Source organism: Pseudomonas sp. 05N431, assembly GCF_056397005.1.
Genome location: NZ_JBFTMN010000002.1, coordinates 101,233 through 115,921, shown reverse-complemented (window position 1 = coordinate 115,921; position 14,689 = coordinate 101,233). Strand labels below are relative to the sequence as shown.

Here is a 14,689-nt window from a genome sequence, read left to right as displayed (position 1 = left end):
GAAACACCCATGAGCATTACTCGTTACGGCACTGGTAGCACCGCCGGTGGCGGCCAGCCCCGTCCTTTCGCCCGCGCGGTCGAAGCTGATGGCTGGCTGCATGTGTCTGGCCAGGTGCCGGCGGTGGACGGCGAAATCATTGCCGGCGGGATCGTCGAGCAGACTCACCAGACCATGCGCAACCTGATCGCGATCCTCGAAGAAGCCGGCTATGGCCTGGAAGACGTGGTGCGCACGGGCGTATGGCTGGAAGATCCGCGGGATTTCTGGAGCTTCAACAAAGTCTTCTCCGAATACTTCAGCCCGGAACACGCACCGGCCCGGGCCTGTGTGCAGGCGAACATGATGGTCGACTGCAAAGTCGAGATTGATTGTGTGGCGTACAAGAAAAAGGCCTGAACCGAGGTGGCCCCATCGCGAGCAAGCTCGCTCCCACAGGTGAACGCATTCCAAATGTGGGAGCGAGCTTGCTCGCGATGGCGGCCTAACCGTCACCACCTCACTCTGGTTAAACTCCCCGGCGAATTTGAATGGGAACCCACTGACATGACCGAAGACACCATCAAGCGCCGGGCCCGCGGTCTGGACCGGGCATTCGATATCCTCGACTTCCTCAAGGAAATCGGCCAGCCGCTGCGCCCGAACGATATCGCCAGCGGTATCGGCAGCCCGAAATCCACGGTCTACGAGTTGGTCGCGTCCCTGCTTGAGCGACGGATTCTCGAGCCGGTGGGCAAGGAAGGTCACGTCTACCTGGGCCGGCAACTGTACTTTCTGGGGCAAGCGCATCTGCGCCATTTCGACCTGAGCCGCGAGGCCGATCACGCCTTGCAGGAGATCGTCAGCCAGACCCGCGAAACTGCGCAGATGTGCCTGCTCAACGGGCGCAAGTACACGGTGGCGTTGATGAAGGAGGGCGAGCGGCATTTCCGCATTTCCTCGGACATCGGCGAGAACGCGCCGATTCCGTGGACTGCTTCCGGGCGCTTGTTGCTGGCGCACTTGAGTGACCAGCAAATCGTCGACCTGATCGATGAGGAGGACTTCATCCTGCCGGGCGGTGAACGTCTGCCGCTGGAGCGTTTTCTGGCGGAAATCCGTCAGGCCGCTATCGACGGGTTCTTCTCCTTCGACAGCGTCGCCGACACCTTTACCCATTGCTTTGCCGCCCCGGTGAAAGACCCGAGCGGTGTCGCCATTGCGACCCTGTGCATCGTCGCCCCAAGGGCCGATGCCAAGAACAATTACAACGACTATCGCCGGGTGTTGATCGAAAGTGCGAACAACCTGGCCCGTCGCATCAACGAATAACAGTGGCCGTTCGCGGCCGCGTGTGAGGAGTTAGAACATGTCTTCTGCCTTGAACATCGCCGCCGTGGAGAAGGGCAACGGCCAGCCCGGTGCCAACCTGGTGCGTGACGTCAGTCTGCCGGCGCTGGTGCTGCACCGCGAAGCGCTGGAGCACAACATTCGCTGGATGCAGGCGTTCGTCAGCAACAGTGGTGCCGAACTGGCGCCACACGGCAAAACCAGCATGACCCCGTCGTTGTTTCGCCGCCAACTGGAGGCGGGCGCCTGGGGCATCACCCTGGCCACCGCGGTGCAGACTCGCGCCGCCTACGCTCATGGCGTGCGCCGGGTATTGATGGCCAATCAGTTGGTGGGTGCGCCGAACATGACGCTGATCGCCGAGTTGCTGGCAGATCCGGCATTCGATTTTCACTGCATGGTCGATCACCCGGACAACGTCGCCGACCTCGGGGCCTTTTTTGCCGCGCGCGGTTTGCGCCTGAACGTGATGATCGAGTACGGCGTGGTCGGCGGTCGTTGTGGTTGCCGCAGCGAAGCCGAAGTGCTGGCGCTGGCCGAAGCGATCAAGGCGCAGCCGGGGTTGGCGTTGACCGGTATTGAAGGCTACGAAGGGGTGATTCATGGCGACCAGGCGGTCAGCGGAATCCGCGAATTTGCTGCGTCCCTGGTGCGCCTCGCGGTGCAGTTGCAAGACAGCGGCGCTTTCGCCATCGCCAAGCCGATTATCACCGCGTCGGGCTCGGCCTGGTATGACCTGATCGCCGAGTCCTTCGAAGCCCAGAACGCCGCTGGACGTTTTCTCAGTGTGCTGCGCCCTGGCAGTTACGTGGCTCACGACCATGGCATCTACAAGGAAGCGCAATGCTACGTGCTCGATCGTCGTAGCGACTTGCATGAAGGCCTGCGTCCGGCACTGGAAGTCTGGGCGCATGTGCAGTCGTTGCCGGAGCCGGGGTTTGCGGTGATCGCCCTGGGCAAGCGCGATGTAGCCTATGACGCAGGGCTGCCGGTGCCGTTATTGCGTTATCGGGCGGGTGTGGTGCCAGCGATCGGTGATGATGTCAGTGCCTGCACAGTGACGGCGGTAATGGATCAGCATGCGTTCATGACGGTCGCGCCCGGGGTTCAATTGCGCGTGGGTGACATCATCTCGTTCGGTACGTCTCACCCGTGCCTGACCTTTGATAAGTGGCGCACCGGTTGCCTGGTGGATGAGCAGTTGAACGTCATCGAAAGCATGGAAACCTGTTTTTAAGGTTTGAGACCGAGGTGCGGCCATCGCGGGCAAGCCCGCTCCCACATTGGATCTCCAGTGTTCAAAAGATCAGTGTGGGAGCGAGCTTGCTCGCGATGACGGCCTGCCAGACAACACCGAAACCCCAGAGAACCCCCAACCATGAACACCCTCAGCCATCTCGGCCCCGACACCCCGCGCATTGCGCTGATCGGCGAGTGCATGATCGAGTTGCAGCAGCGCGCCGACGGCAGTCTGCAACAGAGTTTTGGTGGCGACACCCTGAACACCGCGGTCTACCTGTCTCGTGAAATGGGCGATGGGGCCACGGTGGATTATGTCACCGCGCTGGGCGATGACAGTTTCAGCGATGCCATGTGCCAGAGCTGGTCCGAAGAAGGTATCGGCCTGGGCATGGTCCAGCGGCTACCGGGACGTTTGCCCGGTTTGTACTGCATCCAGACCGATGCGTCGGGTGAACGTCGTTTCCTCTATTGGCGCAACGAAGCCGCCGTGCGCGATTGCTTCACCACACCGGCGGCGGCACCGATTCTTGCGGCGCTGCCGGATTACGACGTGTTGTATTTCAGTGGCATCACCCTGGCGGTGCTGGGCGAAGCAGGGCGTAAAAAGCTCATCGAGACACTGATCGAAGCCCGTCAGCGGGATGCGCGGATCGTCTTTGACAACAACTATCGGCCACGTTTGTGGAGCAGCGTCGAACAGGCCCGGGTGGCGTACCGCGAAGTCTTGCCCTACGTCGATCTGGCACTGCTGACAGTGGACGATGAACTGGCGTTGTTCGGCTTTTCCGATGATACGGCGGTGTTCGCGGCCTATGAGCAGATTGGCATACCGGAGGTGGTGCTCAAGCGCGGCGCCGAGCCGTGTCTGATTCGCTGTGGCGGTGAGTCGTTCGAGGTCCCGGCGCAACGCGTCGAACGGGTGGTGGACACCACGGCGGCGGGGGATTCGTTCAGCGCGGCGTATCTGGCCAGTCGGCTCCGTGGCGCAAGCCCCGCAGAAGCCGCAGAGGCCGGGCATCGGTTGGCGAGCCGGGTGATCCAAGTGCCGGGGGCACTGATCCCCAAAGATTGAGGTTCAATGGCCGCTTGCTGCGCAATCGGATCGCGAGCAAGCTCGCTCCCACACTGATTTCAGTCACACTACAAAACCTGTGGGAGCGAGCTTGCTCGCGATGAGGCCCTCAAGCCAATCCATCAATCGCGGTAAAACACCTGCACCAGGTGATAACCAAACTTGCTCTTGATCGGTCCGTGCACGACACGCAGCGGTTTCTTGAAAATTACCGCATCGATAGCGCCGACCATCTGCCCGGGCCGGACTTCGCCCAGGTCACCCCCGCGTTTGCCGGACGGGCAAGTGGAATACTTCTTGGCCAGCACATCAAAGGCTTCGCCCTTGGCGATGCGTTGTTTGAGCTGTTCGGCTTCTTCGGCTGTTTTCACCAGGATATGGCGGGCTTGAGCTTTCATTGGGGCAGTTACCTTGGAGCGGTGTTGGCGGCGGGGCGCGATTATGCCTCAAATCATCCGGTTCGGCGGATCATGTGGCGAATCTTGCCGGCCAGTTGTTCAAGGGTGAAGGGCTTGGCCAGCAGGTCCATGCCCTCGTCGAGAAACCCCTGGCGTTCGGCGGCTTTTTCCGCGTAACCAGTCATGAACAATACGTTGAGCCCAGGTCGATGCTGACGGGCGATTTCCGCCAGTTGCCGGCCATTCATGCCGGGCAGGCCGACATCGGTTACCAGCAGATCGATGCGCAGGTCAGACTCCAGCAGCGGTAGGGCGTTTTTGGCATCTTGCGCCTCATGGGCGATGTAGCCCAGTTCGTTCAGCACATTGAGCACCAGCATACGCACCGCAGGGTCGTCTTCGACCAGTACCACCGACTCGCCCGCCGTCGCATAGGGGCTGCCCAGGCTGACTGCCGCCGGCGAGCTGTGCTGAGGCGCGTTGTGCAGGCGCGGCAAATACAGGCGCACCGTCGTGCCTTGTCCCGGCTCACTGCTGAGGGTCACATGGCCGCCGGATTGCTGGGCGAAGCCGTAAATCATCGACAACCCCAGCCCGGTGCCCTGGCCGATGGGTTTGGTGGTGAAGAACGGATCGAAGGCCTTGGCCAAAACGCGCGGGGTCATGCCGGTACCATTGTCGCGTACGCCGAGCATCACATAGTCACCGGCCTTGACAGGCTCAAGCGTGCTGATATCACTGCCGTCAAGGTAGCTATTGGCGGTTTCAATCACCAGCTCGCCGCCCTCAGGCATCGCATCGCGGGCGTTGATCACCAGGTTGAGCAGGGCGTTTTCCAGTTGATTGGCATCGGTGTTGACCGGCCAGACTTCAGGTGCCAACTGAAACTTCAGCTCGATATGCTCGCCCTTGGTGCGGCGCAGCAGCTCTTCGAGCGAACGCACCAGCGTGTTGGGCTCAAGCGGTCGACGGTCCAGCGATTGCCGACGGGAAAATGCCAGCAGCCGGTGGGTCAGGGCCGCTGCCCGATTGGCAGACGACACGGCTGCATCGGCGAAGCGGCCGATCTCATCGCTGCGCCCATCGGCAATGAAGCGCTGCATCAGGTCCAGGCTGCCAATAATTCCGGTCAGCATGTTGTTGAAGTCGTGGGCGATACCGCCAGTGAGTTGGCCGACGGCTTCCATTTTTTGTGCATGGCGCAACGCATCCTCGGCGCGTTCACGCTCGAACATTTCGTTTTGCAGGCGATGGTTGGCTTCAGCCAGTGCCTTGGTGCGTGTGTCGACCCGTTCTTCCAGCGTCTCGTTGAGGTTGCGCAAGGCTTCCTCGGTCTGTTTACGCTCGGTTTCGTCGATCACGAAAATGTAGAAGCCATTGACCGCGCCGTCGGGGCCAAAGCGCGGCAGGTACTTCATCAGCGCATAACGCGGTCGGCCGTCGCGGTGCGGCGAATAAGCCTCGAAGCTGCAGGCCTTGCCGGCCAGTGCCGCGCTGATGTGCTCGACGCGGGTGGCATAGAGTTCGTCGCCGAGAATTTCGCGAATGGTTTTGCCGTACAGCTCCTGCGGGGTCATGCCATACCAGTCCAGGTACGCGCTGTTGTTCAGGCGAAAGCGCTGTTCATGATCGACATAGCCGATCAGCACCGGCATGGCGTTGATGATCAGTTGCAGCTCGGTCTGGCTCTGCCGTAACGCCTGTTCGGTGTGCTTGCGCTCGGTCAGGTCCAGAGCAGCCCCGAGAAAACGCAGAGGCCGACCGTGGTGATCCTTGTAGCAGCGGCCCCGGGCAAAGACCCAGCGTACTTCGCCACTGGCTTGCAGCAGCCGGTATTCCTCGGCGTATTCGCTGCCATGGCTGATGCAGTGCTTGATGCTGCGGGCGACCATGCCCCGGTCTTCCGGGTGCACGCCGTTGAGGTATTCGGTGATGGGCAGTTGGCTGGCCAGCGCCGGATCAACACTGTGCAACTGGGCGAAGTGGGCGTCGGCAATAAAGCGATCTTCGCCGATATCCCAGTCCCAGGTGCCCACCGCGTCGGTGGCGGCGAGGGCCAGTTGCAGGCGCTCTTCGGTTTCGTGCTGGGCCTTGAGGCTGGCCTCCGAGCGTTGTTTGAGCTCCAGGGCAATGCGTCGGCGCTCATTGGTTTCGATGGCGGTGACCAGGATCCCGGAGACCTGGCCACGTTCGTCGCGAATCGGACTGTAGGTCAGGTCCAGCCAGACATCCGACTCACCGCCATCGCGTTGCAGGCTGAAACGCTGCTCGCTGTAGGAGCGTACTTGGCCCTGTAGGACTGCGCTATAAATGGGGTCGGTGAAGTCTTTAAGTTCTGGCCATGTCTGGTGCGTGGGTTGTCCGAAAGCCTGCGGATGCTTGTTGCCGGCCAACAATGCAAAGCCGTCGTTGTAGATCTGCGACAGCTCAGGCCCCCATAACAACAGCATGGGCATGGGCGAGTGAATCACGATGTCCACGGCGGTACGCAGGCTCTGCGGCCAGTTGCTGGCAGCGCCCAGCGGGCTTTGTGCCCAATCGAGTCGGGCAATCAAGGCCTGGGCGTCGCCGCCGGTAGGGGATCCGTTCATTGGGGTTCCTGCATCATGTCGGTACTGCGGCATCAACTATTCTTCGAAGGAGTAGACGCTCGGACGCGTGAAAAGTGGCGTGCCTTGGCGATTTTCGTTCAATGGAAGGCTATACGGATATTTTTTGCCATGGAAATTCATTCGCTGCTAAGAATGCTGGCCAGCCAGGAGGGCTCCGATCTTTACCTGTCTACCGGAGCGCCGCCCACCGGGCGATTTAATGGTGCGCTCAGAGCGCTGGTCAGTGAGACCTTCAAGTCTGGCGAGATCGCCGCGATTGCCGAGGCCATTATGGACGCCGAGCAGCGCGCGGAGTTCGATCGCGAGCTGGAAATGAACCTGGCGGTTTCTCTGGTCGGAGTCGGGCGCTTTCGCGTCAACATCTTCAAGCAGCGCAATGACGTATCGATCGTGGCGCGCAACATCAAACTCGATATCCCACGCTTTGAAGACCTGAAACTGCCTGCCGTGTTGCTTGAAACGGTGATGCTCAAACAGGGGCTGATGTTGTTTGTCGGCGCCACGGATTCGGGCAAGTCGACCTCGCTGGCAGCGTTGATCGATTACCGCAATCGCCACAGCAGCGGGCACATCATCACCATCGAAGACCCGGTGGAATATATCCATCGCCATCAAAAATCGATCATCAACCAGCGCGAGGTAGGCGTTGATACGCGCAGCTTTCACGCCGCCTTGAAGAACACCCTGCGCCAGGCCCCGGATGTGGTGCTGATCGGCGAAATCCGCGACCGCGAAACCATGGAGCATGCATTGGCATTCGCCGACACCGGGCACCTGGTGATCTCCACCTTGCACGCCCACAACGCCAATCAGGCGCTGGACCGGATCATCAATTTTTTCCCGGAAGAACGCCGTGGGCAGTTGCTCAATGATCTGGGCAACAACCTCAAGGCCTTCGTTTCCCAACGCCTGGTGCGTACGCGCGACGGTCAGCGCCGGGCCGCGGTGGAGGTGATGCTGGGCACGCCAACCATTGGCGATCTGATACGGCGCAATGAGCTTGGTGAGCTGAAGTCCATCATGGGAAAGTCATCAGAACTTGGGATGCAGACTTTTGATACAGCGCTTTACACGTTGGTTGTTGAAGGTGTGATCAATGAAGATGAAGCATTGAAACATGCTGACTCGGCTAACGACTTGAGACTGCGTATCAAGCTCTATGCCGAATCAAACGGCATTAAGTCGCCGTCAACAGGCGATTGGGGGTTGGTCGAGTGACAGTTTGGTAGGTATGAAATTGTTCTGGGTTTGGTGGGTGTGTAGTGGCTCGCAATATTGTTTAATATTTTGTCGTTTGATGCTTTTCGTTCTATTAGTAGAGTGCCTGCTCCGTTAAGTTTATTTTTTTATTTTGGAGTGGGTTTTTATGAAAGTCAGGAGTGATGCAAGTGAAGTTGCAGTGTGTGATGCTCGCAGGTATCTGTTGGGTGGGAGGTCTGATGAGATTGAACGTAGTAGTGTCATTGATCTTCTTGAGTCGTTAGTTGCAATTCGCCTCAATAGTGAGGTCGTTAATCTGGAGGGTTCTTTCTTTTTCATGAGTGAAGGGTCGTCCCTTCACGTTGTGTGGAAAACTGTCAGCGTCATGTTGAAGGATCTGGTTGAGTCGGAGGCATTCCAGGAAATACTTACCTCGAAGGGTGCTATCGATCGTAGGCAGGTTTTTGTCACTAGCAGTGGTCGTATGAATATTCTGCTGAAAAATGGTTATTCGGATATCGCACAGGAGCTAAACGCTGATCCGCTTGACGCCCCTCGTCTGCAAGCGCTGGTCGCTGCTGCAAATGCAACAGGTGGGGAAATAAGACTCACAAACACAGTGAACGTAGCTCAATGGATGCGCTTTCACGGTCTGAAGTTGCCAACGGATGTAGGGCAGGTTCACAAACTCTTGTCCTTTCTGAAATGGAACTGGCCAGAGTCGGATAAGCTTGGTTTTTATTGGGAGCATATTCGCGGTCATGACGGTGATTCGGTGGTGCTGACCGAGCCCCAGTGCCAGGAAATTCGCGCGCTGAAGAAAAAGTTGTCCCCTGGTCCTCAGAGTTTGCTCGGTATTTTATATAAGAATGTTCAGGCGACAATTTTCGAGGATATTAGTGGGCAGAATGCGAATGAAATCATAGCGAAAATAGTGCGCCACCCTTCGTCGCAAGCGTTGGCAAAGAAATATATCGAGGCATTGGAGTGGTATGGCTCCAGGAAAGGGGAACATCTTGAAGAGGATGATTTGTCGCAGTTTCTCATTACAGCGATTCTTCTTGATCTCGAATTGTTTAACGGCAAGGGAGAGACGCGAAACCATATCGATTCCTTCGATATTTACCAGCCTTGGGATACTGTGGACAAGCCGCTGAGCATTGTTCGTCACGGGCTTGAGCAATATTTGCTGCTTAATCGAAGGATCTCCGGAAAACTGGTGCCTTTGGTATCGCATTTGCTGTTAGCCGATCTTGCTCCGGGCTTCCTGGTAAAGGGCATACCCTTCGATCTCACTGTGGGTTCTCTAGGTTGGGTGACCTTTTCTCAAACGGTGGCTTTTATCGAAATGAAGTCCAGAGGCGCATCACGTTTCATGACGTATAACCAAGTCATGGAGATTGCAGATATGGATGCACCCAGTTCGTCAATGGGTCAATTGCAGAGTCTGGCGGCCGTTGAAGCCATTATCGACTGGGCACTGGTTAACGAGGTCATTACCCACGATGAGCTGGAGGCATCAGTCAACGGCGCTTCCGCGAGTGCGATATCCGCCTATGAGCGTTATGTAAACCGCCTGGCGCAGAGCTCCAATATATGGGCTGAGCTACCACCAAGCCGGCAAAAAATTGCACTGGAGGCCTTGAAGAAGGCCGCGCCCGGATGTGATTTTCTAGAGAAGCCGTTGCTAAGACATTTCGCGGATCAATTTAATAGTAAACCTAAGGTGTCAATGCTTGATCTGCATATAGAAGGTGAACTTCAAGGTCAGGAGTGGGACTGGGGAAAGGACAAGAGTCTCTTTAAAATCTATCCGGGGCTCATCCAGTTGATGCCCAATCAAGCCATATTCGAAGACGCCGCGCGGGAGCACCATCGTAAACTTCATGAGGCACTGTCGACCAATATCAAGTTTGCAATGGCGTGCATGCCTAGCCATGATCGTGATATTTACGAAAAAAGTAGTATCTCTTTTTTTACCATCCGTCCACCGGTTGGCACACTTGTCTATCCTTCCACTCACAGCACTGGTTATACAGGCGTCAATAATCGTCCTCCTGAGCTCATGGAAACCCAGGCGCAAAGAGATGAGGCGACGGGTCGGTTTGGAGTGATAATGTATGTCTCCAGCGGTAATGATCAATATCTCTGTTATGAGATGTTTAACTTGAGAGGTGAGCTCAGGAGAAACGATGAATTAGGCGCTCTTATTCAAAAGGTCGGGAAGGACAATTTTTCTGCGAGGCTGGATTTCACTGGACGTCTCGACGATCTGCTGCCGGCCGCCACAACGCTCAATTATGCGCCGGTTGATCTCGAAAGTTATACCCACGGTAGCGCACCCAGGGAAAACAGGACAAGTATCGCCATTATAGAAAAATTGGGTACTCTCGCGGCACCAACGTTGGAGCTCGAAAGAAAATGCGGTATTTATCAGCATTTCGTTTGTCCACGATTCAATGAGATTGCACAATTCATCACCACTTATCGCCCTCTGGCGACGGTCAGGGAGTACACAGAGGCGATAACCGAGCTCACTGAGCGAGAGCAAGTGCGCGCGACCACCGAAAAGGTTATTACTTATGTTGTCGACTTGGTCGTGCCTTTCAAAAAGTGTATCGAAGACATTGTCTCAGGAGATAAAAATCGGCTGGTAGATGGTCTTTACGGCTGCACAATGGATGCTATCGGGATTCTTTTCACTGTACTGGGTGCCACCTCCAAACTCTTGAGCATTGCGTCCAGGACGGCATCGTTGGTGTCGAAATTTGTCAGTGTCGGGAAATTTGGATTGAAATTGATGGTTTCGACATTTAACCCGATTGATGGATTGCCGACAGCAGGGTATCGGTTGTCGAAAACACTCTATAGAGGTGGATTGCGTCTGAGCAAAGAAGGCGTCCAGTTAGTAGAGTTGGCGAGCTTCCAGTTACGCAGGCTCACGGGCAAGGCGTCTTCGGTAGACCTGCTCAAGTTAGACAATGTGCCTCAGCTCGGAACGGGTAAGTGGCGCCCTCGCAGTGGTTCCGCCGATGTCATGGACGTGTGTGCAATCGCTAAAAACAGTCACTGGTACGGCGTCAATCGTTTCGGCAGGCCGTGGGGCAAGCGGCTTGATTTCGACTGGAAGCATCCGTTCACTGTGCCGGACGTTCGCCATGAACTCCCGGTGAACTACATCCACCATGTCATTGAACAAAGCATGGGGATTGCCACCCGCAAGATCGATAACGCCATCGTGGTGCTGACGACACCGTCGCTCAAGCTCAGAACTGACCCTGCGATTGGTCTGTTTCTGGGAACGACACCGCAGGTACGGGACGACTTGCTCGCGTTCTTGAAAATCATCAAAACAGACTTCGCTGGCTGGTCACCCAGCAATGTCCTGCTGGATCCCTTGAAAGGCATTGCGACGACCCTTCAGATCAAGCCTCTGGACTTCACCAAATGGAAGAGCGCAGCGATGAGTCAGAAGGCCGATCATCAATTTTTGTCCGTTAATCCTAAAAACCTCAATGACCGTTTAAGTGCTGAAGGCTCCAATTACGGAGATATTGCCGATGATCTGATTCATGAAATGTTTCGCGCCGCGTCTGCCAGAAAGGATATGGTGATCGCCACTGCAGCGACAGAGGCTAATAAAGGCTTGAACGTTGCGCCGTTGTTGAACCTTGTAGCAGGACGTCTTCCAGAGTCGACTCGCGAAGAAAATGTGCGCTATCACGATAGTGGTAAAGCAATTGAAAATGCTGACTCTTGTACGCTGGCAACAGCATTGCTCAGTCAAGTGGTGACTGATTATTCAAATTTCTCGGCAAACGTCGGCATCATGAGTAGCGCCGTTACAGCCAGCACGATTGATACTGAAGTGTGGCTGAATCTGAATACCAAATGAACTGAGGCGATAACGCGCACTTGCGGCGTTATCGCCTCTTGAAGGGCTGTCTTGAGCGGATCAGCTCCTCAGCTCCGGTCGATCCCGAAACTGCTCCAACGCTTCGGGATTGGCCAGTGCATCGGTGTTTTTCACCGGCCGACCATGCACGACATTTCTGACCGCCAACTCGACAACCTTGCCGCTGATGGTTCGCGGTATATCCGTCACCGCCACGATCTTCGCCGGCACATGCCGAGGCGTGGTATTGGCGCGGATGACCTGGCGAATCTCCTGCTCAAGGTTGTCGTCCAGCGTCACGCCGTCACGCAGGCGCACGAACAACACCACGCGCACGTCATCCTGCCATTGCTGGCCGATGGCGACCGAGTCCAGTACCTGATGAACTTTCTCTACCTGACGGTAGATTTCCGCGGTGCCGATGCGTACGCCGCCGGGGTTGAGTACTGCGTCAGAGCGCCCGTGGATCAGCCAGCTGCCATTGGGCCGTTGTTCGGCGTAGTCGCCCTGAGCCCAGACGCCCGGAAACTGGCTGAAATACGACGCACGGAGTTTTTCCTGCTGCGGGTCGTTCCACAGGCCGATCGGCATCGCCGGGAAGTGCCGGGTGCAGACCAGTTCGCCTTTTTCACCGATCACCGGTTGACCGGCCTCATTCCAGACTTCAACCGCCATGCCCAGGCCCTTGCACTGCATCTCGCCACGGCGGACCGGCAGGACCGGGTTGCCGGCAAGAAAGCAGGAAATGATGTCGGTACCGCCGGACATCGATGACAGACACAGATCGCTTTTTATCTCGCGATAAACATAATCGTAGCTTTGCGGCGATAGCGCCGAACCGGTCGAGAGCAGGGCTTTCAGGCTGCCCAGGTCATGGCTGAGGCGTGGCTGGAGGTCATTGCTTTCCAGGGTCGCCAGGTATTTGGGGCTGGTGCCGAAGACGCTGATGGCTTCGCTGTCGATCAGGTCGATCAAGCGTTGTGGGCCGGGATGGAAAGGTGAGCCGTCGTACAGCACCACGCTGCTGCCGACCGCCAATGCCGAGACCAGCCAGTTCCACATCATCCAGCCACAGGTGGTGTAGTAGAACAGTCGGTCGTCAGGCCCGAGGTCGACGTGCAAACCGTGTTCCTTGACGTGTTGCAGCAATACGCCGCCGACGCTGTGGATGATGCATTTCGGCACGCCGGTGGTGCCGCTGGAGTAGAGAATGTACAGCGGATGCGCGAAGGGTACCAGGACGAACCCGGGCTCGCCGCCCGGACGATAAAAGCTGTCCCACAACGCAACGTTGGCTTGGGTTTTGTAATCGTCAATGCGGGCCTGTGGCCGGGCGTAAGGCACGATGATCAGCTGCTGCAACGATGGCAGGTGTTCGAGGATTTCGTTGACCTTGATCGTCTGGTCGATCTCTTTGCCGGCGTAGCGATAACCGGCGCAGGTGATCAGCACTTTCGGTTCGATCTGGCCGAAGCGGTCGACCACTCCGTGCGTGCCGAAATCGGGTGATGAACAGGACCAGATCGCGCCCAGGCTGGTGGACGCGAGCATGCCCACCAGGGTCTGCCAGGTGTTCGGCATGCACGCCGCCACCCGGTCACCCTGACCAACACCGGCGGCGCGCAGGCTCTTTTGCAGACCGGCGACGTGTTCGGCCAGCTCACGGTAACTCAAGCTTTCACGGTGGCCATTCTCGGCGATGGCAATCACGGCAGTTGCGTCATCGCGACGACGCAGCAAGTGTTCGGCGAAGTTCAGCGTGGCGCCGGGAAACCACTCGGCGCTGGGCATCTGCGGGCCCTCACGCAGCACCGTGCTCGGTGGCTGGTGAAAGTTGATCTCGAAAAAATCGACGATGGCCTGCCAGAAATCTTCGCGCTGATCGATGCTCCATTGATGCAGAGCGGGGTAGTCCGCGAGTGCCAGGTTGTACCGCTGATTGCTGAAGCGCCTGAAGGCATCCATGCGGGTCTTGCCGATGCGTTCGGCGCTGGGTTGCCAAAGAACTTCTGACATGATTGGCCTCTTTTTGTTAACCGGATCGTTCCCACGCTCTGCGTGGGAATGCAGCCCGGGACGCTCCGCGTCCCAAAAGCGGACGCGGAGCGTCCATTGAGGCATTCCCACGCAGAGCGAGGGAACGATCATCACCAGTAAAGGCTACTGCGCCAGCCACCCACCATCAATATTCCACGCCGCGCCGCGCACCTGACTGCCGGCTTCACTGCACAGGAACAGCACCAGTTCACCCAGTTGTGAAGGGGTCACGAATTCCAGCGACGGTTGCTTCTCGGCCAGCAAATCATGTTGCGCCTGCTGAGGGTCAATCCCTGCTGCGGCGCGGTCGTCGATCTGCTTCTGCACCAGAGGGGTCAGCACCCAGCCTGGGCAAATGGCGTTGCAGGTGACGTTGCTGGTGGCGGTTTCCAGGCCGACCACTTTGGTCAGACCGATGACCCCGTGCTTGGCGGCGACGTAGGCAGCCTTGCCCACCGAGCCGACCTGGCCGTGTACCGAGGCGATGTTGACGATCCGTCCCCAACCCTTGGTGCGCATGCCTGGCAGGCTCAAACGGGTGCTGTGAAAGACCGAGGACAGGTTGATCGCAATGATCGAATCCCAACGCTCCACGGGGAAGTCTTCCACCGCAGACACGTGCTGGATGCCCGCGTTGTTCACCAGGATATCGACACCACCGAACTCGCGTTCGGCATAGGCGATCATCTCGGCAATTTGCGCGGGGTCACTGACATCGGCCGGGTGATGGCCGACCTTGCCGCCGAACTGTTGGACCTGCGCGATGACGGTGGAGGCATCGCCGAAACCATTGAGGATCAGGTTGGCGCCGGCCTTGGCCAGGCTCAGCGCGATGCCCAGACCGATGCCGCTGGTGGAGCCGGTGACCAATGCGGTTTTGCCGGAAAGAGTTGTCATGAATGCC

At 57.5% G+C, this 14,689-nt stretch carries 10 protein-coding genes; 6 read left to right on the top strand and 4 right to left on the bottom strand.

From position 1 onward, the window contains the following. Positions 1 to 9 precede the first annotated feature (9 nt). The 4 genes from AC1DIG_RS03515 (at position 10) to AC1DIG_RS03500 (ending at position 3,643) form a co-directional block, all read left to right on the top strand. Positions 10 to 399, top strand: a complete 390-nt coding sequence (locus tag AC1DIG_RS03515; protein ID WP_054596805.1) for a RidA family protein — start codon at positions 10 to 12, stop codon at positions 397 to 399. A gap of 147 nt (positions 400 to 546) precedes the next feature. After that, entirely contained in the window at positions 547 to 1,311 is a 765-nt protein-coding gene (locus tag AC1DIG_RS03510; protein ID WP_477766165.1) for an IclR family transcriptional regulator, read from the top strand. Positions 1,312 to 1,348: 37 nt separating this feature from the next. Next, on the top strand, positions 1,349 to 2,566 hold the full coding sequence (locus AC1DIG_RS03505; protein ID WP_477766164.1) for an amino acid deaminase: 1,218 nt from the start codon (positions 1,349 to 1,351) through the stop codon (positions 2,564 to 2,566). Positions 2,567 to 2,707: 141 nt separating this feature from the next. Beyond that, positions 2,708 to 3,643: a sugar kinase gene (locus AC1DIG_RS03500; protein WP_477766163.1), complete on the top strand. Its 936-nt coding sequence runs from the start codon at positions 2,708 to 2,710 to the stop codon at positions 3,641 to 3,643. Between the two features lie 122 nt (positions 3,644 to 3,765). Here the strand turns inward: AC1DIG_RS03500 and AC1DIG_RS03495 are convergent, their stop codons facing one another. Then, positions 3,766 to 4,041 (bottom strand): peptidylprolyl isomerase, encoded by a 276-nt coding sequence (locus AC1DIG_RS03495; protein WP_019690952.1) that lies wholly within the window; start codon positions 4,039 to 4,041, stop codon positions 3,766 to 3,768. A gap of 53 nt (positions 4,042 to 4,094) precedes the next feature. Next, positions 4,095 to 6,632 carry a PAS domain-containing hybrid sensor histidine kinase/response regulator gene (locus tag AC1DIG_RS03490; RefSeq protein WP_477766162.1) on the bottom strand — a complete coding sequence of 846 codons (2,538 nt, stop codon included), beginning with the start codon at positions 6,630 to 6,632 and terminating at the stop codon, positions 4,095 to 4,097. 129 nt (positions 6,633 to 6,761) lie between these two features. Here AC1DIG_RS03490 and AC1DIG_RS03485 point away from each other — a divergent pair, with 129 nt between their 5' ends. Together AC1DIG_RS03485 and AC1DIG_RS03480 are read left to right on the top strand one after the other, a co-directional pair. Continuing rightward, positions 6,762 to 7,871, top strand: coding sequence for a PilT/PilU family type 4a pilus ATPase (locus AC1DIG_RS03485; protein WP_477766161.1), 1,110 nt, complete (start codon positions 6,762 to 6,764; stop codon positions 7,869 to 7,871). Between the two features lie 148 nt (positions 7,872 to 8,019). Then, positions 8,020 to 11,748: a hypothetical protein gene (locus tag AC1DIG_RS03480; RefSeq protein WP_477766160.1), complete on the top strand. Its 3,729-nt coding sequence runs from the start codon at positions 8,020 to 8,022 to the stop codon at positions 11,746 to 11,748. A gap of 60 nt (positions 11,749 to 11,808) precedes the next feature. Here the strand turns inward: AC1DIG_RS03480 and AC1DIG_RS03475 are convergent, their stop codons facing one another. Then, positions 11,809 to 13,764 (bottom strand): acetoacetate--CoA ligase, encoded by a 1,956-nt coding sequence (locus AC1DIG_RS03475; RefSeq protein WP_477766159.1) that lies wholly within the window; start codon positions 13,762 to 13,764, stop codon positions 11,809 to 11,811. Between the two features lie 144 nt (positions 13,765 to 13,908). Further along, the gene (gene hbdH, locus AC1DIG_RS03470) at positions 13,909 to 14,682 is read right to left on the bottom strand and encodes a 3-hydroxybutyrate dehydrogenase (protein ID WP_477766158.1); all 774 of its coding nucleotides are present in this window, start codon (positions 14,680 to 14,682) and stop codon (positions 13,909 to 13,911) included. Positions 14,683 to 14,689 lie beyond the last annotated feature (7 nt).